Genomic DNA, 24,098 nt, shown 5'->3' on the forward strand with positions numbered 1-24,098 from the left:
ACGGGCGCGACAGCCACCCTAGGCTCCGTATCAACTGCGGGGCACGAATTACGGTGACATTTACAACCACCCCTGAACGATTGAATCCCATTCGCTGCAGACTGCCTCGCGCACCAGATTTATCCGTTGATCCAGTTTGTCTTTCCGATTGTCGTGCGGAACTTGAGCATGATCTTCACAAATATTACTAAATTTGCGGGGGTTTTGCTTTGATTGGCTGGAAAATTATATGGAAACCCGATTTGGCATGAAAACCTGCCGCAAGATTGGCTCGGTTTTTGTGATCACTCTGCTTTTGACGGCTTGCGCTTCTTCTGGAGCATTTCCGGTGGAGACGGCTGAGCAGCCGGATATAAATCAATCTTATCAACTACGTGCTGGAGAAACGGTTCAGGTCATCACCTATGGTGAAGAAACGCTAACCGGAGAATTTATCATAGGCGCCAATGGTGTTCTCGCTTTTCCCTTGGTTGGCAATATCAAGGCGGCTGGTCTTTCCCCAGAGGGCTTAGGGTCGAAGATCGCCGCATCATTGGCAGATGGATACGTGATCAACCCGCAAGTGAATGTAGAGGTGAAAAGCTTTCGGCCGATTTACATATTGGGAGAGGTCAACAAGCCGGGTGAATATCCCTATAATCCCGACATGACGGTACTTGCGGCCATCGCAAAAGCCGACGGCTTCACATATCGCGCGCAGCAGAAGCAGATTTTTATCAAGCGCTCTGATCAACCGAATGAAGTGAAGATTAGATTAGGGAGTAATACGCGGATTTATCCGGGTGATACCATCAGGATTGTGGAACGTTTTTTTTAGGGTAGCGCTTACGAAACAGGCCGGAATCGCGTATCATAGTCGGGATCGACGCGGCGGTTAATATAGCCTTCTGATCCGTTCATCGATAATATTCTTGCCGGAATTCCGCCCACCACGGCATCATCGGGTACCGGTTTGGTGACGACGGCGTTCGCTCCCACAGCGGCGCGATTGCCGATTGTGATTTTGCCAATGACTTTGCACCCGGCGGCCAGAAAGACACCATTGCCTAATATGGGAGATCCCTGATTCGGACCCCGGTTCATTTGCCCGAGCATAGATCCATGCGTGATATTGCAGTTGGCACCGATGATGGCATCACCGTTGATCATGATATTGCCAAAGCGGTTGATGAAAAAACCGGGACCGATCTTGGTATATTCCGGAATGGCAATCCCGTATTTGTAGCGATAACGCAGCAACAGCAGCTTGAGCAGCGGATAAACGGTGAGCCGCATAAGGGCGCGTTTTTTCAAGCAGCCGCACAGCCGCATGACGGTTGAATATTTGAAGCCTGGCGTGAACAGAAAGTGACGGAGAAATGATCGCGTGCCGCGGTTCCCGGCATAGCGGTATAGGTCAGATAAAATGAGCGCCCAAGTGTATCGCAGGCTGCGGCTACGATCCGAGCCTTTACCTGTTGCCCCAATATCTATTGCCTGCGCGTCATTCAAAGACTGTCCTCCCATGCGATGATATATTGCGACGCAGCATTGTAACATCGCGGACTTTTTGTGGGTATAAATGCCGTTTAGCACAACCACAGATAGACCATATGGTATCTAATCGTGTTGAATACACACCCCGTCTTGGGTGCTGTAAACTTGTGGTGACAAGCCGGTTTCAGGATGGCAGTAAAAATACTCAGGGGAATTTTTTTGACCCGTCTCACTATGGCAGGCGCTAGCAAGATCGATCCAAATGAAGAAAGAGTGGATTGATTGAGAGATTTTATTGTTGCGACGCAACATCGTTGAAATCTCTGACCCAAGCGCTGGCCTCGCCATATTTCTGAGATGATCGTGAAGGGATTCTGAGATGACGGCAACGATACGCGCTTTGCAAAACGCATCTTTCACAACCTCTAAGCTTACCACCAAAAACGAATCTAGCCTGACCAAGCGGTCGCGGCGAGCCGGCATCTATTCTGCCATGCTGATTACAGATGCTTTGGCAGTGTTTATAGGCTTTTTGATCAGCAATGCATTGTTGCTGGATCAACCTTTTGCATCGCCGGGATTGAAGCTTGGCATTTTATCAGTTCCGATATTTCTGGCGCTAGCATTGAACAGTAACGCCTATGGCCGAAGCGCGCTCTACAAAAGCATAGGCGCCACGGTCCGTAGCATCGGTTCGCTTTTTGCAACTTTGGCTTTGATACTCTTCATCCTATTTGGCCTCTCGATATTGAAACAGCATCATCCGTCCTTTTTGGCTGTGGGCTTCCTGATTTCATCAGCTCTGATCGCTGGTGGCCGCTATGTCTGCCACATATTTGCCAAGCGGACTTTAGGCCCCAATCCGCTGAGTGAATTGATTATCGTGGATGGCGTTCCGCACGGCCCGATTTTTGATCAGCCGGTTATTGATGCGAAAGAAACAGGATTGCATCCCGATATTTCCGATCCCGCGATGCTCGATCGTTTGGGGAATCTGTTTCGGTCAATCGATCGCGTTATCGTGGCTTGCCCGATTGAACGGCATAATGATTGGGCGCTTGTTCTCAAAAGCACCGGCGTCACCGGCGATGTTTATCGGCATTACCGGTCCGCCCCGGCAGAGGCCAATACGATAGGACCAATCCACGCGTCGCAAGTTAAACCTCTGACACGTGTTCAGCTTTGGTTGAAGCGCCTGATGGACCTCATCATTGTCTCGATAGCGATCCTGTTCCTGGCACCGCTCATGCTGGTCACGGCAATTGCCATCAAGCTGGAAAGTCGTGGGCCCGTATTATTCAGGCAGCAACGGCTGGGGCACGGTAATCGGCTTTTTCACATCTATAAGTTTCGCAGCATGCGAGATGATTTACGCGATTTAAATGGTGACCGATCGACCGGCCGCGATGATGATCGGATTACCCGCGTCGGTCGTTTCATCCGTGCCACTAGTATCGATGAATTGCCGCAGCTGTTTAATGTTTTGCTTGGCACAATGAGCCTGGTTGGCCCCCGGCCCCATGCGTTGGGCTCGAAAGCGGACAGCAAGTTGTTCTGGGAAATTGACCGCAATTACTGGCTGCGCCATGCCACCGTGCCGGGCTTGACCGGACTGGCACAGGTTCGCGGATTTCGCGGTGCGACAATGACCCGCGCGGATCTCGAACAGCGGTTGGCTTCAGATCTGGAATATATTCAGCGCTGGTCGTTGGGCTATGATCTGGTCATTCTCGCGCGGACGCTTGGAGTTATCGTTCACCGTAACGGTTTCTGATAATCGCGATTAGCTCATGAGCTTGTGATAGATGGTCGAAGTGCTGAGCGCTATCTTGTCCCAATCAAATTTCTTGCGAAATTCTGCTGCATCAACCCGGTACAGATAATTGGGCTTGTTCAGCGCCTCGCCCAATGCACCGGTATCGCCCACCGGGAAATAGTCTTTTTCCGGCAATCCGATATCGCGATTGGGCTGAATGTCGCTAAGCAGCATGGGCGTGGAACAGGACCCCGCCTCCAGAGCCGCGATGGGCAGACCTTCATGATAAGATGGCATTACAAACAAAGCGGCATTTTCGTAAAGCTCCCGCAAGGTTCCGCGATCTTGTAACCCGGTAAAGATGACGCGCTCATTGGCTAATTTCAGGAGGGATTCTGAATATTCGCTATCATGATCGGCCCCGCCGACAATGACCAGCTTGCGGCCATCCTTGATATCGGCATGGGCTTCGATAAGATCGTGCAACCCTTTCTCGGGTACCAGACGAGCAACAGCCAATACGTAGTTATTAGGCTCCAGCGAAAATCGCGCGAGTGCATCTCCCGGAGACCGGGGGAGTTCGGGTGCGCCATTGGGTATGTAGGAAATGCGGGCTGTTGATCCCGGAAAAGACTTTTTCAGCTTCTTCGTCAGTGAAGGCGAAACGGCAATCACGTGATCGGCAAATAATATTCCCAGCCGCTCGCCCATGCGTAATATGAATCGCGGAAAGCGGCCCCATTTGGCGCGATTATAATCCTCGCCATGATGGGTCACGACAACCTTGAGTCCCATTAAGCGGGCCAGTGGTGTGAGCAAGGCCGGACCAATGGCATGGATGTGGATGATATCCATTTTTGTCCGGCGTGCTGCGAGGATAGCATTGAAGGTAGACGTTATCGCCTCTCGCCAGACCGAGACGGGGGAGGGCAAGCTGACTATGGAAATGCCGCGATATTGGTAGCGCGGTTTTTTTACATAGGGCGCTCTCGCGAAGACGGTGATGTTAAGGTCGGGATCCAGTCCCTTGACGCGTGGCAACATTTCTTCGCAATGCGTTTCCACACCGCCCATGACATTGGGGATACCACGCAGGCCGGTTACTGCTACTTTCATGACAGCAACTCCTCTGCCAGAGACTGTGCCTCTTCGAGTGTGTCTGCCGTGCGCAGGAAGCTGATGTCGGATGTCCACGCCTGAATGAAATTTTGGAGTTTGCCGTAGCTGTTATCCAAGGCGACATGAGGAATGCCGAGCAGGGTCGACATGATGTGCCCATGTAATCTGTCGGTCACGACGACACGCCCTGATGATAACAAAGCCATGCCACGCTTTAGGCGGGTGTTGGCCAGCCGGTCATATTTCAGCGCGCGCGCGGCGTTGGGGCTTTGTCCAAAATCCATAAGCTTCGAAGTCGCCGCTGACATCCGCATCTGTAGCTTGTCTTCGGTCAGCCAGTCGCCGCTTTCGAATGAATATCCCGGGTGATCCGCCTGGCCTCTAACGGATCGTTCAAAATCGGTACGCATAAGATAATAGAAATCATGAACCGGTGCCTGCCGTTCCAGAGGTTCCATGTAGAGCGCCATGTCCGGGCACAGGAACACCTCGCACTGAAAGTGACAGCGCGAAAATTCCAGCGAGCGTTGATCGCGAACCAGCAATGTAAAATTGCCGTGCTGTTCAATGGCACGGGCGGTTTCATCGACGGCCTCGTAATTGTCGAAATATATCGATTGCGGTAACTGAATGATCCGCTGACCGCGAAAGCGCGACAACAAATCAAGACGAAAATCCTGATGCGATTTCCAGATGGTCCCGAAATTTCCGCCACCATGCAGAAAGATTGTGCCATCGCCAATGGCCTGTTCCATCTGACATGAATCATGCGATTTCAATTTGCTTGTGTAGGCGGGCGGCTTGGCATGATCGGCAAAAAACTGCGTCTCACCTAACCAGATAGCAGAGTCACCGACATTGGAATGATCGGGGAAATCGAGCAAAGCGAACGGCTGGTCATCCAGCAGCGGCTTGATATGATCTGTGATCCTATCGCGCAGACTGCGCATGATGGTGCCGGGATGCGTATTTTGCAGAGTGAGTTGTTCAGGCATTGGGGGAAAGCTCCTTTAGGGGAAGGAAGTCTGTGACTAAACGGCGATAGGTTGTGGAAATGGCGAGCAAGGTGGCGGCGTAGAAAAGAGCTGCACCGGTGACCGCTGCGAACAGCATCACCCAAGACAGCGACTGGCCGTCTGCGAAAATTTGCAGCGTGGTCCAGAGCAGAAAGCCCATGAGCGTGGAGGCCAGGAACGGCGCTTTGATTGCGTCAAAGGTAGTTTTTATCCCGATGCCTGAGGCTTCTTTCAGGAAGTGCATTTGCAGCGGTAGGGTCAGGTAAGAGCGGACGACATAGGCCATGGCCACTGCGGTCAGACCATAAGGCAAGGCGATGAGGGTCAGTATCAGTGTCATCACAAGCTGCGTGATGGCTAGCGTGCGCTGACGGTGTGAATTGCCCACTGCCGAAAGCACCGGTGACGCGAAGAAATTGAGCGTATAGGGTATCGCCATGAACGCGAAGACTTGTGCCAGATTACCCGCCGCCTGCCATTTCGCACCGAATACCAGCGGCACAAGGTCGGGGGCGATAACACCGAAACCAACCAATGCCGGGAAGGACAGGGCGGCGCAGATGCCAAGCATCGCTTTATAAGCTTGCTTCATGGCGACCGGATTGTCTTGAAGGCGCGAATATATCTGCAATCCGACGGCTGAAAACGGTTGTATCGCAGCGGCGGCAAACATTTCTGTGGAGCGCCATGCGACCCGATAGACACCGACGGCTGCTGCGCCAAGACTGGCACCGATTAGCAAATCCTGTACCCGTACCAGCATCAGGAAAATGAGCTGGGCAATGGTGAGATTACTAGTGAAAGCGAAATTCTGTTTGGCCTGTGACCAGTTAAATTGAAATCCCGGTACCCAGCGATAGGAGGCCCAAGCTAAGATAGTACTGACTGCTTCGGTCACGCAGCGCTGGACGACAAGCGACCATATGCCCCATCCCGACATGGCCGCGAAAACAGCAGTGCTACCACCGATGATCCCGGCCAATATCGACCGCACGGCCACGGTCTTGTGACCAAATTCACGCAGGCGCAGCGCGAAATGGGATGCGCCTAATGCGTTGATGGGCAAGGCCAGCGACAAGATACGCAGGGGATCGGTTAGGCCCGGCTGGTTGAGCAGGTCGGCCAGCAAGGGTGCCAAGATCCAGATCAACCCGACATAGGCAAAGGCAATGGCCATATTGGTCCAGAAAATCGTATTAATCTGAAGATCATCGATTTTTTTGGCACGCGCAATAAGCTGCACCAGACCGCCGGTTGCGATGATCCGCCCGACCTCGGAAAAGACATAGACCATGGCGAATATGCCGATCTCTTCTTTGGAAAGAAGCCGCGCCAGCATGATGAATATGACCAGTGAGAAAACCTGATCACTCAAGGCTTTTGTCACCGTCCAACCCAAGGACGTTTTGGATTTTTGACGCAATGAATCGTTAAACATTGCCCCAGCACCGCCAGAAGCATTGTCAGAAAAATCAGTGCTTTTATCCGTCATGCGTTGGTCACTCACTGGTTAAAGCTGAAATCGAAAGCGGCGACGGCCGAAAATTTGATATCCCGCGCGCTCGCGCTGCCGAGAGACAAAGCGTCTCAACTTCAATCGTTCGGGAATTCGATAGGTGTCGAAACGGGAGGTTCCGATTGCGCTAGGTATCGCGCGTTCCAGAACCGGGAATGGGAAAACCGCCAGATTGCGAACGCCGTGGACCCATGACCGGTCCATCTGATCGTCAATTGGGCGATTGACTTCCGAGATATGATCCAGAAAGCGTCTGGCCCCGTTCTTGGTCAACAGATAAGCCTGCGTACCAAAACAATAGCCTGAAATTTCAATCAGCCTTGTGGTGCGACAGATAAAGTCCTTCTGCAAAATTCGAGTAGGTGCAGGTTTCTTGTAATAGAGTCGGATATAGTCGTGGCCAGCTTCGCCATGATCTTTTGCAATCAGGGGTTTAATGAAGCTCCAGTCTGCGAGAATATCGTCTTCCAGTATGAGATATTGGTCGGCATCATCTTCAATCAATCTTTTCCACAGGGCATGATGGCTGGAAAAACAGCCGAGCTCGCCAGCTTTTAGAGGACGACCCTTGGCAATGATCGCTCTGTCTTCATCATAATGAAGGCCAGCATGCAGCTTCTCATGTGCATCGAAAAAATCCCAATTCATCGATTTGGGTACGCCGCTGCTGATAAATGCATGCCGACGCTGCGCTGCGCTGCGCATACTTATGACGAAAATTTTGGTCCGGACGGAGCTACGCGCCATTACAGTTCCTTCATCCGGCATCGATTGATGCGGATCCAAATGTTGTTCGGGATCGGTCGTTAGAATCCCCAGACCGACCGAACTTTACTGCATTGCACAACGAAGGAGCTGGGTTCTATAAATGCCTGTAACGCGCAGTTGGCAAGGCTAAAAATCCATTCGTCTATGTCATGCAACAAGTTAACTTCGGCACTGCAAAAAACGGGATAGAATGATTGATCTAAGCTTCTCTGTTGTCATTCCGGTCCATAACAAGGCCCGTCATGTGGCTGCGAGTCTTGCAAGCGCCTTGCAACAGACGCTGCCGCCCAGCGAGTTGATTGTGATCGATGACGCATCCACCGATGACAGCGCTGCGATTGTCTCTCAAATGACCGATCCCCGGATCCGGATGCTGTTTCGCGACACGCCAGGTCCTGGCGGGTATGCCGCACGCAATCTCGGTATCGCCGAGGCCAATGGTAATTGGATCGCGTTTCTTGATGCTGATGATATCTGGCATCCATCGCATCTCGCGGACATGGCAATGGCGATCAAACGGGCACCAAAGGCCGGCTGTGTTGCCACACGTTATGATCATGTTTTCGAAAAGCACCGCAGGGCATCTAAGATGACCGATGCGCTGGCTTCGCTCGAAGGCCGTGCTTCAGGTTTCCGGGAAAGTCTGGATATCTGGGTACAGAGCGGGGAGTGCCCAATCTGGACCAGTGCAGCGGCCTTTCGCCGTGATGTGCTGGAAAATGCTGGTCCGTTTCCAGCCGGGAAGGCGGTGCGCGGCGGCGATAAGGATATGTGGCTGCGGGCGCTGGCGCATGCGCCCTTTACTTATGTCCCGAAGGTTAGCGCCGAATTTCATCGGGACACGGATAACAAGGTCAGCAAAATGACCCATCCCGATACCATTCCCATCATGGTGGAAACAGCGCGTGCCATGGCGGACATGGCCGGTCCGGAAGAAAAAGTATTGTTGCGCAAGCTGATCAACCAGCAAATCGGATTATATGCCCGCTTTTCATTCAAAAGCGGCACGATTTCGCGGCAATTTTCCCGCAATCTTTGCATGCCCGAAGGGGTCGGGTTGTTTGTGATGATAGAGGCTCTGAGGCTGATGCCGACGGCATTGCGGCACAGAATCTACCGGGCGGTCAAAGGGGCATAATATTTTGAATTAGGGGTGCAGATCAGGGCAAAACGCAGGGGGCTTTTGAATAGGAGCTGGCGTGCCATGAATAAAATGTCGGAAACACCATTGCCGCTGGACCGGTTTGTTGCCGAAGAAACCAGCGAGTTGATTGACTTGCGCGCCATCGGCCGGGCGTTTCGCAAACATATCGTCCCGGTTTTTCTGGTTTCGCTTGCCGCCATTATTGCGACTGCTGCAGTCTATTACATGACAGCACCTAGCTATCTTGCAACCGCGACTATGGTGGTGGAACGGCAAGCGCAGGATGTTGTGCCTGTGAACACGGAAACCCCGGCCCTGACAACCGACTCGCCAACTGTGGATACAACGGTTGAGATATTGCAATCGCCCTTTATCGCCGGGCGGGTTGTCGATGCGCTGAAGCTTGCCCAAGAGCCTGAATTTAATCCCGCTCTATTGAAGGAAGGTGCATCACCTCCGACGACCGCTGCGCAGCAACTAGCAGCGCGTGATCGCGCTATTCGCATATTGGGCGGGTCGCTAAGCGTTCAGCGCGAAGGTGTATCCTACGCCATTGCGGTGCAATATACGTCTGAAAACCCCAAAATGGCCGCCAATATCGCCAACGCGACAATAGATGAATATCTTTTGACTCGCGTGGAAGGTGAGGCTGGCTCAACCCAGCGGAGTGCTGATCTCCTCGAAACCCGGCTGGAAGAATTACGCGGCGAGGTGCTAGCTGCCGAGGCGCAGGTTGCGGAATATCGCTCTCAAGAGGGTTTGTTTGCGGCCTCGGATGTCAGTTCAATCACACAGCAGGAATTGTCGGTCCTGAACAACCAGCTTGCCGAAGCGCGTGCAGCAGAGGCCGTTGCGAATTCCAGACTGACCACCGCCCGCTCACAGGTGGCTCAGGGATTGACCGGGGAATCGTTGGGAGCTGCGCTGGAATCCGAAGTTGTAGGTGCGCTGCGAGCCCAGCGCGCCACCGCTAGTGCGGAAGTGGCGAACCTTACAACCCGCTATGGAGCGCGCCATCCCAGTTTGATCAAGGCGCAAAGCCAGCTGGCCGATGTCGATGTTCAGATCGGTGCAGAGGTCGAGCGGATTGTTGCGAGTTTGAAGACTGAAGCGACAGCGGCAAGGGGAAAGACATCGTCTATCGCCTCTTCGATCGCTGGGCTGCAAAACCGTTTGGCAGTAGATAGCGATGCATCGGTACGGCTGAGTGAATTGGAGCGCAATGCGGCCTCTGCACGTGAACTTTATCAGGGCTTTCTCGATCGCTATAAGGAGTCGGTCGCCCGGCAAGGTACGGAGACCAGCGGCGCTAAAGAAGTATCTCGCGCGGCCATCCCGGCACTGCCGATATCGCCCAATCCTTTGCTGTACATCGCCATTGCCTTTGTCGCTGCCGGCGCTTGTTCGACAGCCGTGGTGGCGGGCAGGGAGTTTATGGAAAGCGGCCTTCGAACAGCCGCCGACATTGAAAAAAAACTGCAGGTCAGCGCATTGGGATCTATCCCAGAAATCTCCTCGCTTCCCGAAGTCAGAAAATCCCGGGAACCGATACCCTGGCCGCCGCAGTTTCTAATTGAGCATCCTAAATCCGCCTTTGCCGAGGCCTTTCGTGCCCTGAAAACCAGTCTGGTTATGGCACCTGGGGGAAGGTCGGCAGCCCGAAGACAAACGAAAATCATCTCCATCACATCGGCCTTGCCGGGTGAAGGCAAAACCAGTTCAGCGATTTGCCTAGCCAGCGCCGCTGCTCGCTCTGGTATTCGCACATTGCTGGTGGATTGTGACTCCCGGCGGCAGGCTTCATCCCGGTCGCTTGCAAAATCGATCACTTTTGGTTTGACCGATGTTTTGAACGGCGACGCATCACTCGAGCAGGCGGTCGTCCATGATGAGGATAGCGGAACCTATTTTCTTGGCCAAAAGCCCGATGAAGACACGCCGTTCGACTTGATGGGGTCACAGGCCATGGCAGATTTATTGGAAGAATTGCGCGGGCAGTTTCAATTTGTCGTGCTGGATACCGCACCGGTTTTGCCGGTTGCTGAGTCCCGGATGCTGGCCGCGCTCGCAGACATGGTTTTGTTTCTTGTCCAGTGGAAGAAAACACCGGCTAAGGCGGCGGAAATCGGGCTGCACCAATTGGATGGTGTTGGCGCCAATATCGTCGGAGTCGTGCTCAGCCGTGTAGATGTCGTCGAACAAGCGCGAACCGGTTTTGGTGACGCTGGCCTCTATTTTAAACAATATAAGGAATATTACGCCTAGGGCGTTTCGTAATGGACGGAAGCGCGCCATCCCTGCCTTTGCCATTGCTGGCGCTGGTTGCCGTTCTGACGGCTGTCCCGATGGTTGTCGCGCTCAAAAAAGTGCGCGGTTATCCGGCGCGATTTGTGATTTTTGCGATTTGGCTCCGCTATATCATGAGCGCATTCCACGAAGTTACGTTCTCGCCCATTGTCGCCGGGTTGAGTTTGAATGCCCTCGGTTCTGTTGCCATTGCGGGCATTGGTCTGTTGCTAGTGGCTCCGCGGCATTTTCTTCTGAAGCCGTTATTGCCGGTTTATGCGCTGATCCTGCTTTCGCTAATCAGTGCCGCAGCGAATGATGGGTTGTTCACAGCGCTTAATGCCGCCGTAAAACATATCTATTTCATGGTTCTGATGATCGCCGTCTATCGTGCGCTTTTAGAAAATGACGGGCCCCGTTTTTTTGCGCCGCTGCTTTGGGCCTTCGCACCGCTGCTGGTTTTTCAATTGCTTTCCATCGGACTGGGGGCTGTCAAAGCATCAGAATTTGATGGATCGAGCAGCTACATTGGCGGCTATAATCATGAGGCCACCTTCTCCATCGCGATGGCAACGTTTTTTGTGGTGGCCTGCTTTGCGGTTACCCTGCCGCGTCTGATTCAAGCCTTGTTGTCCGCTACTCTGCTCGGTGGGATCATCCTTGCCAATTACCGCACCACGATGCTGGCTGTATTGCCATTGGCGGCCATTCAATTAGTTAGCAGCGCAATGTTCTCCTTCGTCAGGGAACAGCGGGTGATATTGGCTGTCATCATATCGTTGGTAACATTGGCAGGCATATTTGTATTGGCGGGTGTTTCGGCCGAGCGTTTTAATGATCTAGCGGTATTTTTCGGCGATCCTGGCCAATACATCAAACCGCAGGCCGAGTTTTCGTTTGATGAGCGCCGCTTATTATCGGGCCGCGTCTATATCTGGTCAGGCTATATTTACGCGTGGCTCGACGGAACAACGCTCAATCATCTTGTCGGCTTTGGTCCGGATAGTTGGGAAGAGATATTCAAAGTCTATCCCCATAATACGATTGTCGCTTACCTCTATGAATTGGGTTGGGCTGGAGTCTTTCTGTTGCTGGTTTTTTGGTTCACGATGGCCAAATTGGCGGTACAGGCGCCAGCCGAAGATCGCGCAACGCTTGTCTTTGCGCATTTGTCATTTCTTTTCATGAACTTGTCGACAATGGCCCTGTGGCAAATAGAAGGTGTAATTTTTTATGCCATTATTTGTGGTTTTTCGCTATTCAGGAAAGTGGAATCAGGGGCAATTAAAAGCCAGTTGAAAGCAAGTTTGCGCCCTGTGTGACTTTTACGTTCCTTTTATTTGGAACAGGGGAGGCATGATTGGGCGACAAAGGCGGAGATACCGCTGGATCAGGACCAGCTACCATTTCCAATGACGCTATGTCTGACAATGGCGTCAGTGCTCGTATGCCTGCCCATGTTCCGCCGACCACCGATGATAGCGATGAACCGGGATCAAGAGACAGGTTTGAACCATCGTCTTCAGCTGAAAAAGCGCAACAATTGCCCGGACGGATGTGGGTTATCGCCGGTGCCGGACTAATTACCTGGATTGTGATTGCTATTGCCGTTGTACTTTTTTTCTTCTGATCCGCCATACATTCCCGTCAACCCGAAATTGGTGCGCTACAGCGCCGGAGCATTTTTCTGGCCCTAGTGATTTGGTAGTCCAAGGGCGCTTTTCTTGATCAGGACTAACATATTTGCGGCCGAAAATTCTCTTCATCATCAATTCCTTGACCGGCGGCGGAGCGGAGCGAGTGATGGCGGCACTGCTTCTTCATTCCAAGGCCTATCAGGACCGCTATGACATAGTGCTGGCTTTGTTGGATGACGAACCGGCAGCTTATGAGATACCGGATTGGGTCACTTTGCACCAGCTCGACTGCCGCGGCAGTCTGTTGCAATCAATCTTGCAATTGCGAGCGCTAGAACGATCTTTGCGTCCGGCGGCCACACTCAGTTTTCTCACGCGCGCCAATGTTGCAAACTGGGCGAGCCGTGCAGGGACTGGCAGGCCATGGAATATTAGCGAGCGAGTAAATACCGGCGCACATCTTGGCAGCGGCTTATCGGGACATTTGAGCCGGAACCTAATCCGACTATCCTATCGTCACGCCAATCATGTCATCGCCGTTTCACAGGGCGTCGCCGACGGCCTGTCAGATGCATTTGGCGTACCAAATGATATTATCAGCGTTATTGCTAATCCTGTCGACACTGCTCGTATTGCCCGGCAGGCATTAGAAAAATTTCCGGCTCATCCGGATGAGCCCTATATTATTGCGATGGGTAGGCTGGTCGAGAACAAGAATTTCGGTTTGTTGGTCGATGCTTTTGCGGCATCGTCCATTGCCGGTAAACTTATCATCATTGGCGATGGCCCTTTGCGCGCTGATCTTGAACGGCAGATTGCTGACCATGGTTTGGAAGAGCGCATTATCCTGCCGGGCTTTGTTCAGAACCCCTTTCCCTTGCTGGCCGAGGCACAGTTTTTTGTGCTGCCATCCAATGCGGAAGGTTTTCCAAACGCTCTGGTAGAGGCAATGAGCACGGGCACAGCGGTGGTTGCAACTAACTGTCGATCAGGGCCTTCCGAAATTCTCGCCGATAAAAGCAATTTTCCGGTTGAAGCTATGACTTTGGCAGATTTTGGCATCCTCGTGCCATGCAACAATATCGCCGCGATGGCCGATTCTTTACGTTACTTACAAGATGATAATACCCGTCAACGCTTTGCCCGGCTCGCTTTGACCCGTACCAAAGACTATACACCGGAAAAGGCGGCACAGCGCTACTGGCACGTGATAGAGAGGGGTCTTCACGCGGCATAGTTGAGTACCGACTTGCTGTTCAACCTTGGGGCTAAGCAAGGAGTTGAAGCATATATGCATCAGCCTAGCCTCTGTGCCACTGTCTCTATGTTCATATTCGGATTGCTGCCTGCCACTGTTCATGCGCAGCAGTCCGAAGTTCTAGAAGATTTTCGTGATGAAAGCCTGCAGTTTCAGCGCCCCGATATCCTCAGTGTGCAGGAGCGGCCTCAACCCGCTTTTGACCCTGTGCCTTACCGTATTGGTGGGGCCGAGATCATGCCGAGTATCACCGTCGACACTCTATATGACAGCAATATTTTCGCCGTGCGGGATGCCAGTGACGACCTGATCGTCCGGGTCAGACCCCGACTGACGGCATCTAAACAGCTGGGCAGTTTCAACATTGAGACCGCAGCCGAGTTGGATCACAGGCAATATATCAGTACGAATAGCCAAAGCACGACGGATTATGTCCTGGGCTTGCGTGGCCGCTTTGATCTGGACCGCGAAAGCCAGATCTATGTGGGTACGCGCAATGGTCAGCGCACCGAGGATCGGACTGACCCTGCTTCGCCGCTCAATCTGCAAAAGCCGGTGCAATATCGCTTCGCCTCGGCTTTTGCGGGGGCAGCGCGGACGTTCGGCCAACTCCGGATTGCTGGCCGCGCGGGGGTGGAAACGCGCAATTATGAAGATGGTCGCGATGGACTGGACGTCCTTGTAGATCAGGATTTTCGGAACCGGACCGTCTTAACCGGCGATCTCGGCGCTGAATTTGCCGTCAGCCCGGATCTGTCGGTTTTTGTGAACGGAACCGTCAACCAGCGGAATTATGTGGACCAGCCATTGCTGTCGCCTTCTCGCGATTCCAAGGGCTATGAAGTTACCGCCGGGACGAGTTTCCAGCTGAGCAAACTCATCCGCTCGGAAATTGGCGTCGGCTATTTTCGGCAAAATTTCGAAGATGCGGGCTTTGACGATGTTGATGGCTTTGCCGCGCGGGCGAAGCTTGAATATTTTATCACGCCTCTCGTCACATTGACGGCGCGCGCCAATCGCGGCGTTGATGAATCTTCGACGCTGGGCTCGGGCGCCTATGTCGCTACATCCTTTTCCCTAACGGCGGATTATGAGCTTTTGCGCAATCTGATCGTCAGCGCCAGCATCAGTTACGAAGAGGATCGGTTTCAGGACATCGACCGGGACTATGATATTACCGGCGCAAGGATGGGCGTCGAGTGGCGTCTCAACCCGCGTTATTCGCTCCACGCACAATATGATTTTCGTGATCAGGATGCTTCGGGGACTTTCCCGGGGCGCGAATTTTCCCGGCACCGTTTCCTGGCGGGCATCACCATAGCAGGAATGTGACATGATCGATTATCTCGACCGCCGCACTTTTATTTCCGTTTTGGCTCTGGCTTCGCTTGCCGGCTGTTCCCGCTCGGCAAAGGCCGCGACAATAGACGGTCGCACCTTTCAGGGCGACGGTTCTGGTGAAGGCTTACGAGCGCAATCGGGGCTTGTTGTCAAAAATTCCAAATTCCTCAATCTTGGGAATGGCGCGATACGCGTGAATGTCGCGACCGATGGGTTGGTGGTGGAACAGGTGGAAGGGCGTGATCTCTATCGTTTCCTCGAAAATACCGCGTCGGATCGCGCTAAACCCGCTTCGCTAACGAATTTTACACTGCGTAAAATTGCCGGAGACGACATAAAGCGAGCGATGACGCGTATTCGCTATGGGTCACGAGACGGCGTGATCGAAGACGTGATCGCGCGAGCCAGCGCTGAGACAGAACGCTATTGCACCGGCTTTGTTCTCGATGATGAGGCGCGGGCGATCATCTATCGCCGATGCCAGGCCCATGGTTTTGCCGAGCGGGGGCGGTCGAGCAACGACTATTGGAATGGCGACGGTTTTTCCGACGAGCGCGGCAATGAGGCGATTCAATATTTGAGCTGTATCGCCGCTGGCAGCACCGATGGCGGCTTTGATCTGAAATCCAGCAATGTGCGGCTGGTCGATTGTGTAGCCAAGGACAATAAACGTAATTTCCGTTTGTGGGGCAGCGGCAGGCTTGAAAGCTGCCGCAGCGAAAATCCGCGGTCCCGCGGCGGATCGGGCAGGCCGGGCCATTTCTCTTTCCATGGCGGGACAGCAAAATATGTCATCGACCGGCCCGTGGTTCGCGCCGCATCCGATAATGACACGCCGGTTTTCCTGTTTGATAATGACGCGCCGGCCAATATCGAAATCCGCAATGCCGATATAGACGCTCCGGGCGCGCCGCTTGTGCTTGCAGAGAATAGCGAACCGAATATCACATGGATTCCTGCCCGCGAAGAGCAGAATATCCGGACTGCCGAATAGGACTGTTGCCGAAAGTCCTGTCCTACAACATCGTCGATCAGCTATGCTAACCGGTGAGTTGGTGTTCTATCGTCAAGAACTGTTTGGAAGACAGGCAACGAGGAACAATTTTTAGGCGATTCTGTGTATAAAGCGTATAATCTCGTTCAGGTTCGGTGACTGAAGGCTGTATTTGACATAATCAGCCATGAGCTTCCGCCTCTCAAGAAAATCGCAATATTCTCACAAGAACTGCGAGAAGTTTGGCCTTAACCAGTCGATTAAATTGTCGTTTGCAACCTTGTCTCGGGAATGGCATAGTAGCGACAAAGCTGGGAGAGACGGCAAATGGCTACGCAGATAAAAGAAAACAGCGGCAATGCAGTAGACGAACCAATAGTGTCGGTCGACATGCTGATTGTCGGGGCTGGCATTTCCGGTATCGGCATGGCGGTCCATTTGCGCGACAAATGTCCGGGCAAGAGCTTTGCAATGGTCGAGCGTCGCGATGAGATTGGCGGGACCTGGAATTTGTTTCAATATCCCGGCATCCGTTCTGACAGCGACATGCATACGCTTGGTTTCAAATTTGAGCCCTGGACCGAGCAAAAGGCGATTGCTGACGGTCCGTCGATCATGAAATATCTCCACCGGATCAAGACAAAGCATGATCTGGAAAAGCATATCCATTTTGGCCACAAGGTTTTGTCGGCGAGTTGGTCGAGTGAAGATGCGCGCTGGACAGTGACCGCTGAAAAATCAGATGGCAGCCATGTAACTATGCACGCCAACTTCCTTTACATGGGATCTGGTTATTATGACTACGATCAGGGTTATGATGCGCAGATTGCGGGCATTGAAAATTTCAAAGGCGATGTTGTCCATCCGCAATTCTGGCCCAAGGATTTGGACTATAGCGGTAAAAAAGTCGTGATCATTGGTAGCGGCGCGACTGCTGTAACCATTGTTCCAGTGATGGCAGAAAAGGCAACACATGTGACGATGTTGCAACGCACACCCACATGGTATTTCGCCCGCGATGCCAGGGACCATCTCGCCAATTTTCTGCGTAAGATCATGCCCGATCAGTGGGCGTATAACATCATCCGCTGGAAAAATGTGAAGATGCAAGACATCACCTTCAACATGGCACGGAACAAGCCTGAGAAGATCGTCAAAAAACTCGAAAAGCCGCTTAAGAAAGAGCTCGGCGATAAATATAACAAGGAAGACTACACTCCGCCTTATGGGCCGTGGGAGCAGCGGCTATGTCTTGTTCCTGACAGCGATATGTTCAAGGCGATTAGCTCGGGTGCTGCTGATGTCAAAACCGGTCATATCGATACGGTGACTGCCGATGGCATAAAGCTGAAATCCGGCGAGACACTGGATGCGGATGTGATTGTTACCGCCACGGGCCTGAAACTCGCCGTCGCTGGCAAGGTCGCTTTTGAGGTTGATGGCAAGCCGATCAATTTCCACGATCATTTCTATTATAAGGGCTGCATGTTCTCTGACATACCAAACATGGCGATTGTCTTTGGCTATCTGAATGCGTCGTGGACGCTTAAGGCTGATATTGTGTCAGAATATACTTGTCGTTTGCTCAACCATATGGATGCGACCAGCACGCGGATCGCCAATCCGGTTCTATCGGAAAAGGTAGAAGAGGAAGAGCTATTCGACTTCTCTTCAGGCTATATCAAGCGTTCGATCAACGAACTGCCGCGCAACAGCACAAAAATGCCGTGGAAGCTGAACCAGGATTATCTGTTTGATAAAAAGGTTCTGCTCAACGAATCAATAGATGACGGTGTTATCCAGTTTTACGGGCCGAATAGCCAGGCAGCACAAGACTCCGAACCGGCGCTCGAAGCAGCGGAGTGATTTTATTTTCTGTATCAAACACTTGTAATTGACATTAATGTCAGTAAATAAATTATATGGAAAATGAAATTCTTGATGTCTTGATCGTTGGTGCTGGCTTGTCCGGCATTGGCGCTGCTGTTCACTTGACCAAACGCTGCCCTGGCAAAAGTTTTGCAATTGTCGAAGGGCGCGAACGATTGGGCGGGACTTGGGACTTATTTCGTTATCCCGGCATTCGCTCGGACAGTGACATGTATACTCTGGGTTATAATTTCAAACCCTGGACGGCCCGTAAGGCCATTGCAGATGCGCCTACAATTCTGAGCTATTTGCAGGAAACAGTGGAAGAAAATGGGCTGGAAAAGCACATCCGCTATCAGCGTAAGGTTACGGATGCTAGCTGGTCCAGTGAAACGGCGCGATGGACCGTAAGCCTGTCTCATGGCGATGGATCGACCAGTCAAATTGAGTGCAACTTCCTTTTCATGTGCTCTGGCTATTATAGCTATGAAGGCGGACATAAGCCGGATTTCAAGGGCCAAGAGGATTTTACCGGACCGATTGTTCATCCGCAGGAATGGCCAGAAGATTTGGACTATGCGGGCAAAAAAGTTGTCGTGATCGGTAGCGGAGCAACGGCGGTCACCTTGATACCCTCCATGGCTGAGACTGCAGAACATGTGACCATGCTCCAGCGATCTCCAACCTATATCGTATCCCGGCCAGCCGAAGATAAATTCGCGCTCGCCATGCGCAAATTCCTGCCCAGCAAATGGGCTTATGGCGTCACTCGTTGGCGCAATGTGCTTTATCAACTCTTCACCTTCAACCTGGCGCGCAGCAAACCAGCGGGATTTAAGAAGAAGCTGCTCGAGATGGTCCGCGAAGAAATGGGTGACGGCGTGGATATGAAGCATTTTACGCCCAGCTATAATCCTTGGGATCAAAGGCTTTGTCTGGTGCCAGACAGCGATCTGTTCCGATCTCTAAAGTCGGGGCAGGCTTCGATCGTCACGGACCATATTGAGCGTTTCGTCGAGGATGGAATTTTATTGAAATCGGGTGAGAAGCTTGAGGCAGATATCATCGTAACTGCTACTGGCTTGAAGCTCGTATCGGGCGGCCATGCCCAGTTTGAGATTGATGGTGAGCCAGTTCATTTCGGTTCGCGCTTCAATTACAAGGGTGTGATGTTCTCTGATGTGCCTAACCTTGCCATGACCTTTGGCTATACCAATGCCAGTTGGACATTGAAGGCGGATCTCACCAGCGAGTATATTTGCCGGTTGATCAACAAGATGGATGGCAAGGGCGTGCAGATTGCTTATCCTCATCCGGCCGATGGGGACGATCTGATTCCCGAAACCATTGTCGATTTTTCTTCCGGTTATATTGAACGGGCTGCTGCTGATTTGCCTAAGCAGGGCCAGAAGAAACCATGGCGGCTCAATCAGAATTACGCGAAGGATATTGTCAATTTACGGCACAAGACAGTGGATGATGGGGTGATGGTTTTTGCCAAGGCCGGAAGTGTTTCTCTCGGATCAATACAAGCTGCCCCAAAGACCGAGCCTGTTGCCGCCTAATTCGGCGCTCGCGTTAGCGATATAGTCCGTCTATAGAATTCCGATGACAGACTTTAAGACATTGATAGAGGCCGACAAAGGCCAACCTGCCCGGACCATTCAGATATTGGATGTGAAAAATTTTGAGGCTTGGCTGAAAGAACAACCGGACAGTGTCCGTAGCATTGTGACAGCCTATAAATTTGTCGCCAATCCCAAGTCATTTCTGATCCTTCCGATTACAACCGGAAAAGGCGCAAAAGATAAGGCTGAGCAAGGCGATTTTACCGTTGTTGCCGGTGTCAAAAACCACAAGAAGCTCGATCCGTGGGCATTGGCAAAATTGGGCGGGAAGCTTCCAGAAGGAAAATATCGCTTAAAAGGCGCGAGTGCCAAGGGCGGTTTGTTTAGCTGGTTGATTCCGCAGCATAGTTTTGAGCGCTACAAAGAGCCAAAAAACAAGCAGGGACCAAGCGTTCTGCTGGTCAAGGATGAGATATCCCAAATTGATGAAGCTGTCCGTCAGGCTGAGGCTACCGCTTTGGTGCGCGATATGGTCAACACGCCGGCCGCTGATATGGGACCGGATAAGCTTGAGGATATCGTTGAAAAGCTGGCCGAAAAGCATGGCGGGGACCTGAAAGTCACCCGTGGTGACACGCTGGAAAAGCATTTTCCTATGATCCATGGTGTAGGCAAGGCGGCTATGCGCGAACATGCACCGCGCCTGATTGAGCTGAAATGGGGTAAAGCAGATGCTCCCAAAATAGCGATTGTCGGCAAAGGCGTGACCTTTGATAGCGGGGGGCTATCGATGAAGTCGCCGGCTGGCATGCTTATCATGAAGAAAGACATGGGCGGTGCGGCGCATGCCATCGCGTTGGCCAAGATGATCATGGAGGCAAAGCTGCCGGTTCAGCTACATCTGCTGGTTCCTGCGGTGGAGAATTCGGTAGATGGCCATGCGCTGCGTCCCGGTGATATCTTGCAGAGCCGCAAGGGACTGACGGTGGAGATTGGCAATACCGACGCAGAAGGGCGTTTGGTATTGGGTGATGCGTTGACACTGGCCGGCGAAGAAGAGCCGGAGTTGATTATTGATTTCGCTACGTTGACTGGAGCGGCGAGGGTCGCCTTGGGTCCTGACTTGCCAGCGCTGTTTTGCAACAATGATGAAATGGCGGCGGGGCTGCTGGATAGTGGTGAAGAGGAAGATGATCCTTTGTGGCGCATGCCTTTATGGTCGCGCTATGAATATCGCCTCAAGAGTCCGATTGCTGATACTAATAATGTTGCTGTTGGCTCTTTTGCGGGGTGTATAACAGCGGCGCTATTTCTGAAAAAATTTGTTCCGGCTAGCATCCCGTGGGCGCATTTCGATACTTATGCTTGGCGGCCAGCCAGCAAGGCTGGGCGGCCCAAGGGCGGCGAAGCGCTGGGATTGCGGGCGAGCTGGAACTATTTGAAAGCACGCTACACCAAATAAGCCGGTGCAGTCGCGGCTTGATCAACGGGTGGATTGTCGGTTAAGGGCGGCTGTTGTCACAGCTTTGTCATCAAGCGCGATGCTGCGATTTTGGCGTAAGCTGTAAATGGGGTATATAAGAGCAAATGAACATAGTCGGGGATATAGAAGCCGGAAATCAGGCTGCACGCGCGAAATTTTCGCTGCATGGTCCCGAGGAGGATTTTGATCCGCGGACAACCGCGCATCGTGGCGATCTGGCGGACATTGCTCTGGCGGGAAAATTATTCGCGCCGCATTATGCCGAAGCCCTTCCAATGCGCTGTGCCGCTCCAAAAGCAATGATCCGCAAACAGAGCGGCAAGGACCATGAAGCTGTTTCCGAGCTTTTACATGGCGAGGAGTTCCATCTGTTGGATGTTGTCGGGGATTGGGCCTGGGGCTTTTGCGACCATGATGGCTATGTTGGGTATTTGCCGGTGCATGCTTTGCAGCATCAACGCAAAACCGCTCAACCCACACATCTCGTTTCGGCGCGGGCCGCGCTGATATTCATTGCGCCTGATGTAAAGGCTGGCGTGATCAAGCGGCTACCAATGGGGGCGAAACTGGCTTGCGGTGAACCAAGCGAATGCGGCAATTTTTTGAAAACTGGCAAAGGCTATGTCCATCTGCGCCATGTTCAGGAAATTGGCGCAAAGCTGGTATTTGATGGAACGAATAGCGCCGTGGATTTTGCCGAGCAGTTAATTGGTGCACCCTATTTATGGGGCGGACGTAGTGGTGATGGCCTAGATTGTTCTGGCCTGATTCAGATGGTGCTTGGCTTGACAGGCCAATCGGTGCCACGGGATGCGGACCAGCAGTTGAAAGCCGTTGGTTCTGATATTACAGCTGATGAGAAATTGAAGCGCGGTGATATTGTCTTTTTCCCCGACCATGTCGGTATAATGGCCGATGGGGATCGTATCATTCATGCGAATATTCACTGGATGCGGGTTGCTGTTGAACCGCTGGGCGATGTGATCGCCCGTTTTGGCGAAGATGTAGAGCAACCGGTTTTGGCGCGTAAGCGTCTCGGCTGATCAACGATCATGTCATATAGTGTTTTCATTGATGGGGTTGCCGGCACCACCGGCCTTGAAATTGCCGACCGGTTAGCGACACGGCAAGAGTTTGACCTTGTGCGATTGCCCGACGATCAGCGCAAGGATGCCAATGCCCGCTGTGAGGCGATTAACGACAGCGATTTTGTCATTCTGTGTCTTCCTGATGAAGCTGCCAAACAGGCCGTATCTCTGGTTGAAAATGACCGCACCCGAGTCATTGATGCTTCGTCCGCGCATCGCACGGCAGCTGGCTGGGTTTATGGATTTGCCGAGTTTAGGGATGGACAGCGTGAGGACATAGCAAGCGCCAGATTTGTGTCCAATCCCGGCTGCTATCCGACTGGTTTCTTAGGGCTTGTTGCACCTCTCATAGCGCGTGGTTTGTTGCCCGCGGACTGGCCTTATGCAGTTAACGCCGTGTCGGGCTATTCCGGTGGCGGCAAAGCGCTGATCGAGCGGTTTGAACAGGAAGCAGATATTGGCTTTCGCAGCTATGGCTTGACTCTCGAGCATAAACATATGCCAGAGATGAAGCGCCATGCCGGTTTGACCCATGATGTGATTTTTGCACCATCGGTTGTTCGTGCCTATCGCGGAATGATTGTTGAAGTGCCGCTCAATCTCGCTGCCATGGGCGGTGATGCAAAAGCCAGTGATTTGCTGGATGCCTTGAAACATCATTATGAGGGCTCCGCGATTGTTCGAGCGTATGAAGGCAATGGCATGAGCGAATTGCTTTTGAACGAGAATGACGTGGCTACGGACCGGCTGGATCTGTTCGTTTTTGCCAATGAAAGCGGCGATCAGGTCCGTTTAATTGCAAAACTCGACAATCTCGGCAAAGGCGCAGCAGGTAGCACCGTTCAGGATTTGAACACCATGGCAGGCCTCGACGAAACCCTCGGGCTACGTCTCTAAAAAGACTGTTTTATTCGGAAGCGCTGCTCTCGCGATCAGGCCGCAAACTCGTTCCTGCGCGGCCGCTCCGTAAAGAAGTGAACCAGCTCACTGGGTTGAGGCTGGTCGTTCCGTCCAGTGAGAAAGTGATAAACTCTGCGCGCCCGCCAATATTTTCCCAAGGAATGGTTCCGTCTAGACCAAGCGGGCTTGCTACCCGGCTGTCGGCGGAAAGATCACGATTGTCGCCGAGCAAATAGACATGGTCTTCGGGAATAATGATTGGCGCGACGTCGTCCGTAGCCTGAGGACCTAAATCGATAATATCATAATATACACCATTAGGCAGCGTCTCGCGAACTATGGGCAATGTGCAAACCGGGTTGCCGCTCGCATCACTGTCGCGCAATCCTGGAAATTCCGGCGATCCGCATGGCGCATTACCATCTATCGGCAGATTCAGGTCTGGCTGAACCTCTTGCTTAACCGCCTCGCCGTTGAGGAAAACCTGACCTCCACGCAGTTCAAACGTGTCACCGGGTAAACCAATAACCCGTTTAATATAGTCACTGCTCTGGTTCTTCGGGGTCAATATCACGACATCGCCGCGTTCTGGCAAAGATCCGAACAGTCGTCCCTCCATCCGCGGCAAAATATGAAATGTCGGCGACACCCATGACCAGCCATAAGCATATTTGCTGACAATGAGGCGGTCGCCCACAAGCAATCCCGGCATCATCGAAACAGACGGTATATAAAAGGGTTTCGCGACTAGGCTATGAAAGGCCAAAACTGCGAGCAACAACAGGCCAATACTCTTGGCCTCGCCGACCCAGTCCGTCTTTTCTTTGTCCGAACCACTGGCTTTGATCGCCTGTTCATCCGCCTTTTCTAAAGCCATAT

The 24,098-nt window shown here is 52.5% G+C and carries 21 protein-coding genes; 15 read left to right on the forward strand and 6 right to left on the reverse strand.

The window, feature by feature from the left end; all coding sequences use genetic code 11:
• The first annotated feature begins 229 nt into the window (after window positions 1-229).
• The gene (locus ABJM21_RS02430; RefSeq protein WP_348302988.1) at window positions 230-817 is read left to right on the forward strand and encodes a polysaccharide biosynthesis/export family protein; all 588 of its coding nucleotides are present in this window, start codon (window positions 230-232) and stop codon (window positions 815-817) included.
• Window positions 818-825: 8 nt separating this feature from the next.
• On the opposite strand, the gene ABJM21_RS02435 is transcribed toward ABJM21_RS02430, so the two are convergent.
• A complete protein-coding gene (locus tag ABJM21_RS02435; protein WP_348302987.1) occupies window positions 826-1,083 on the reverse strand; it encodes a hypothetical protein in 258 nt (85 codons plus the stop codon).
• Window positions 1,084-1,101: 18 nt separating this feature from the next.
• Here ABJM21_RS02435 and ABJM21_RS02440 point away from each other — a divergent pair, with 18 nt between their 5' ends.
• Window positions 1,102-1,320 carry a hypothetical protein gene (locus tag ABJM21_RS02440; RefSeq protein WP_348302986.1) on the forward strand — a complete coding sequence of 73 codons (219 nt, stop codon included), beginning with the start codon at window positions 1,102-1,104 and terminating at the stop codon, window positions 1,318-1,320.
• A gap of 535 nt (window positions 1,321-1,855) precedes the next feature.
• Complete coding sequence (locus ABJM21_RS02445; protein WP_348302985.1) at window positions 1,856-3,250, forward strand: sugar transferase; 1,395 nt, start codon at window positions 1,856-1,858, stop codon at window positions 3,248-3,250.
• 9 nt (window positions 3,251-3,259) lie between these two features.
• Here the strand turns inward: ABJM21_RS02445 and ABJM21_RS02450 are convergent, their stop codons facing one another.
• Genes ABJM21_RS02450 through ABJM21_RS02465 form a run of 4 tightly spaced genes read right to left on the reverse strand, consistent with a single transcriptional unit; the run spans window position 3,260 to window position 7,630 of the window.
• Window positions 3,260-4,348 carry a glycosyltransferase family 4 protein gene (locus ABJM21_RS02450; RefSeq protein WP_348302984.1) on the reverse strand — a complete coding sequence of 363 codons (1,089 nt, stop codon included), beginning with the start codon at window positions 4,346-4,348 and terminating at the stop codon, window positions 3,260-3,262.
• Window positions 4,345-5,346: a polysaccharide pyruvyl transferase family protein gene (locus ABJM21_RS02455; RefSeq protein ID WP_348302983.1), complete on the reverse strand. Its 1,002-nt coding sequence runs from the start codon at window positions 5,344-5,346 to the stop codon at window positions 4,345-4,347. Before ABJM21_RS02455 ends, ABJM21_RS02450 begins: the two co-directional genes overlap by 4 nt.
• Window positions 5,339-6,859, reverse strand: coding sequence for a lipopolysaccharide biosynthesis protein (locus ABJM21_RS02460; RefSeq protein ID WP_348302982.1), 1,521 nt, complete (start codon window positions 6,857-6,859; stop codon window positions 5,339-5,341). Before ABJM21_RS02460 ends, ABJM21_RS02455 begins: the two co-directional genes overlap by 8 nt.
• Before the next feature lie 18 nt (window positions 6,860-6,877).
• Complete coding sequence (locus ABJM21_RS02465) at window positions 6,878-7,630, reverse strand: glycosyltransferase family 25 protein (RefSeq protein WP_348302981.1); 753 nt, start codon at window positions 7,628-7,630, stop codon at window positions 6,878-6,880.
• Between the two features lie 211 nt (window positions 7,631-7,841).
• Between ABJM21_RS02465 and ABJM21_RS02470 the strand changes: the two genes are divergently transcribed.
• The 12 genes from ABJM21_RS02470 to argC all read left to right on the forward strand — a co-directional run bounded on the left by ABJM21_RS02470 (window position 7,842) and on the right by argC (window position 23,216).
• The gene (locus tag ABJM21_RS02470; protein ID WP_348302980.1) at window positions 7,842-8,789 is read left to right on the forward strand and encodes a glycosyltransferase family A protein; all 948 of its coding nucleotides are present in this window, start codon (window positions 7,842-7,844) and stop codon (window positions 8,787-8,789) included.
• 66 nt (window positions 8,790-8,855) lie between these two features.
• Complete coding sequence (locus tag ABJM21_RS02475) at window positions 8,856-11,060, forward strand: AAA family ATPase (protein ID WP_348302979.1); 2,205 nt, start codon at window positions 8,856-8,858, stop codon at window positions 11,058-11,060.
• Between the two features lie 11 nt (window positions 11,061-11,071).
• Window positions 11,072-12,403, forward strand: coding sequence for a hypothetical protein (locus ABJM21_RS02480; RefSeq protein ID WP_348302978.1), 1,332 nt, complete (start codon window positions 11,072-11,074; stop codon window positions 12,401-12,403).
• A gap of 38 nt (window positions 12,404-12,441) precedes the next feature.
• A complete protein-coding gene (locus ABJM21_RS02485; RefSeq protein WP_348302977.1) occupies window positions 12,442-12,711 on the forward strand; it encodes a hypothetical protein in 270 nt (89 codons plus the stop codon).
• 146 nt (window positions 12,712-12,857) lie between these two features.
• Window positions 12,858-13,955: a glycosyltransferase gene (locus ABJM21_RS02490; RefSeq protein WP_348371522.1), complete on the forward strand. Its 1,098-nt coding sequence runs from the start codon at window positions 12,858-12,860 to the stop codon at window positions 13,953-13,955.
• 54 nt (window positions 13,956-14,009) lie between these two features.
• The gene (locus ABJM21_RS02495; RefSeq protein ID WP_348302975.1) at window positions 14,010-15,308 is read left to right on the forward strand and encodes an outer membrane beta-barrel protein; all 1,299 of its coding nucleotides are present in this window, start codon (window positions 14,010-14,012) and stop codon (window positions 15,306-15,308) included.
• Window position 15,309: 1 nt separating this feature from the next.
• Entirely contained in the window at window positions 15,310-16,311 is a 1,002-nt protein-coding gene (locus tag ABJM21_RS02500) for a hypothetical protein (RefSeq protein WP_348302974.1), read from the forward strand.
• Between the two features lie 327 nt (window positions 16,312-16,638).
• Window positions 16,639-18,177 carry an NAD(P)/FAD-dependent oxidoreductase gene (locus ABJM21_RS02505; protein WP_348302973.1) on the forward strand — a complete coding sequence of 513 codons (1,539 nt, stop codon included), beginning with the start codon at window positions 16,639-16,641 and terminating at the stop codon, window positions 18,175-18,177.
• A gap of 56 nt (window positions 18,178-18,233) precedes the next feature.
• Window positions 18,234-19,745 (forward strand): NAD(P)/FAD-dependent oxidoreductase, encoded by a 1,512-nt coding sequence (locus tag ABJM21_RS02510; protein ID WP_348302972.1) that lies wholly within the window; start codon window positions 18,234-18,236, stop codon window positions 19,743-19,745.
• Window positions 19,746-19,788: 43 nt separating this feature from the next.
• Entirely contained in the window at window positions 19,789-21,210 is a 1,422-nt protein-coding gene (locus tag ABJM21_RS02515) for a leucyl aminopeptidase family protein (protein ID WP_348302971.1), read from the forward strand.
• 125 nt (window positions 21,211-21,335) lie between these two features.
• Window positions 21,336-22,274: a C40 family peptidase gene (locus ABJM21_RS02520; RefSeq protein ID WP_348302970.1), complete on the forward strand. Its 939-nt coding sequence runs from the start codon at window positions 21,336-21,338 to the stop codon at window positions 22,272-22,274.
• A gap of 9 nt (window positions 22,275-22,283) precedes the next feature.
• Complete coding sequence (argC, locus tag ABJM21_RS02525; RefSeq protein WP_348302969.1) at window positions 22,284-23,216, forward strand: N-acetyl-gamma-glutamyl-phosphate reductase; 933 nt, start codon at window positions 22,284-22,286, stop codon at window positions 23,214-23,216.
• Between the two features lie 10 nt (window positions 23,217-23,226).
• Here argC and lepB read toward each other — a convergent pair whose 3' ends face one another.
• Window positions 23,227-24,096, reverse strand: coding sequence for a signal peptidase I (gene lepB / locus ABJM21_RS02530; protein ID WP_348302968.1), 870 nt, complete (start codon window positions 24,094-24,096; stop codon window positions 23,227-23,229).
• Window positions 24,097-24,098: the final 2 nt, after the last annotated feature.

The organism is Parasphingorhabdus sp. (genome assembly GCF_039977335.1).
GTDB lineage: Bacteria > Pseudomonadota > Alphaproteobacteria > Sphingomonadales > Sphingomonadaceae > Parasphingorhabdus.

What these genes read in the sequence shown, in the direction of transcription:
- ABJM21_RS02430 (WP_348302988.1), top strand. Translation starts at nt 230, where the DNA reads ATGGAAACCCGATTTGGCATGAAAACCTGCCGCAAGATTGGCTCGGTT.
- ABJM21_RS02465 (WP_348302981.1), bottom strand. Translation starts at nt 7,630, where the DNA reads ATGGCGCGTAGCTCCGTCCGGACCAAAATTTTCGTCATAAGTATGCGC.
- ABJM21_RS02480 (WP_348302978.1), top strand. Translation starts at nt 11,072, where the DNA reads ATGGACGGAAGCGCGCCATCCCTGCCTTTGCCATTGCTGGCGCTGGTT.
- ABJM21_RS02495 (WP_348302975.1), top strand. Translation starts at nt 14,010, where the DNA reads ATGCATCAGCCTAGCCTCTGTGCCACTGTCTCTATGTTCATATTCGGA.
- ABJM21_RS02440 (WP_348302986.1), top strand. Translation starts at nt 1,102, where the DNA reads ATGCGTGATATTGCAGTTGGCACCGATGATGGCATCACCGTTGATCAT.
- ABJM21_RS02445 (WP_348302985.1), top strand. Translation starts at nt 1,856, where the DNA reads ATGACGGCAACGATACGCGCTTTGCAAAACGCATCTTTCACAACCTCT.
- ABJM21_RS02515 (WP_348302971.1), top strand. Translation starts at nt 19,789, where the DNA reads ATGACAGACTTTAAGACATTGATAGAGGCCGACAAAGGCCAACCTGCC.
- ABJM21_RS02460 (WP_348302982.1), bottom strand. Translation starts at nt 6,859, where the DNA reads ATGACGGATAAAAGCACTGATTTTTCTGACAATGCTTCTGGCGGTGCT.
- ABJM21_RS02505 (WP_348302973.1), top strand. Translation starts at nt 16,639, where the DNA reads ATGGCTACGCAGATAAAAGAAAACAGCGGCAATGCAGTAGACGAACCA.
- ABJM21_RS02455 (WP_348302983.1), bottom strand. Translation starts at nt 5,346, where the DNA reads ATGCCTGAACAACTCACTCTGCAAAATACGCATCCCGGCACCATCATG.
- ABJM21_RS02520 (WP_348302970.1), top strand. Translation starts at nt 21,336, where the DNA reads ATGAACATAGTCGGGGATATAGAAGCCGGAAATCAGGCTGCACGCGCG.
- ABJM21_RS02475 (WP_348302979.1), top strand. Translation starts at nt 8,856, where the DNA reads ATGAATAAAATGTCGGAAACACCATTGCCGCTGGACCGGTTTGTTGCC.
- lepB (WP_348302968.1), bottom strand. Translation starts at nt 24,096, where the DNA reads ATGGCTTTAGAAAAGGCGGATGAACAGGCGATCAAAGCCAGTGGTTCG.
- ABJM21_RS02450 (WP_348302984.1), bottom strand. Translation starts at nt 4,348, where the DNA reads ATGAAAGTAGCAGTAACCGGCCTGCGTGGTATCCCCAATGTCATGGGC.
- ABJM21_RS02510 (WP_348302972.1), top strand. Translation starts at nt 18,234, where the DNA reads ATGGAAAATGAAATTCTTGATGTCTTGATCGTTGGTGCTGGCTTGTCC.
- ABJM21_RS02470 (WP_348302980.1), top strand. Translation starts at nt 7,842, where the DNA reads ATGATTGATCTAAGCTTCTCTGTTGTCATTCCGGTCCATAACAAGGCC.
- ABJM21_RS02435 (WP_348302987.1), bottom strand. Translation starts at nt 1,083, where the DNA reads ATGAACCGGGGTCCGAATCAGGGATCTCCCATATTAGGCAATGGTGTC.
- ABJM21_RS02500 (WP_348302974.1), top strand. Translation starts at nt 15,310, where the DNA reads ATGATCGATTATCTCGACCGCCGCACTTTTATTTCCGTTTTGGCTCTG.
- argC (WP_348302969.1), top strand. Translation starts at nt 22,284, where the DNA reads ATGTCATATAGTGTTTTCATTGATGGGGTTGCCGGCACCACCGGCCTT.